Source organism: Kitasatospora nipponensis, assembly GCF_039528135.1.
In the GTDB taxonomy this organism is placed as follows: Bacteria; Actinomycetota; Actinomycetes; order Streptomycetales; family Streptomycetaceae; genus Kitasatospora; species Kitasatospora nipponensis.
Map to the genome: position 1 here is coordinate 1 of NZ_BAAALF010000789.1, position 658 is coordinate 658.

The 658-nt window shown below is 69.9% G+C and carries 1 protein-coding gene; it reads left to right on the forward strand.

What is annotated here, in order from left to right:
- Positions 1-92 precede the first annotated feature (92 nt).
- Positions 93-658 (forward strand): MIP/aquaporin family protein (locus ABD323_RS43355; protein WP_344447524.1); only part of this gene is annotated, 566 nt, incomplete at its 3' end.

The window sequence follows — 658 nt, forward strand, 5'->3', positions numbered from 1 at the left end:
GGGACGGGGTGCCGGTTCGCCGTGCGGAGGTCCGGCTCCGCCGGAAGGGTGGAAGGGGTTGATCCATTCGGCATTCCAGGAGGGACGGACAGATGGAAAAGCGCGCGGTGATCAGTGAATTCCTCGGCACGCTGCTACTGGTGCTCTTCGCGGTCGGTGCGGCGGTGGTGGCCGGTCAGTGGATCGGCACCCTGGGGATCGCGTTGGCGTTCGGCTTCGTGCTGCTCGCCCTGGCGTACGCGCTCGGTCCGATCTCCGGTTGCCACGTCAATCCGGCGGTCACGCTCGGCTTCCTGCTGGCGCGCCGGATCGACGGCCGGACGGCGGTCTCGTACTGGGTCGCGCAGTTCCTCGGCGGGATCGTCGGTGCGGCGCTGGTGCTGCTGCTGGCCAAGCAGGTCCCCGGGCTGCAGACCAGCGGCAAGCTCGGCAGCAACGGCTGGGGCGACCGGTCCGAGGCGCACATCAACCTGTTCGGCGCCTTCCTGACCGAGGTGCTGCTGACCTTCCTGCTGGTCTACGTGGTCCTCTCGGTCACCCACCGCTTGGCCGTCACGGGCTTCGACGGCCTGCCGATCGGGATGGCGCTGGCGGTGGTGCACCTGGTCGGCATCCCGCTGACCGGCACCTCGGTCAACCCGGCCCGCTCGCTCGGGCC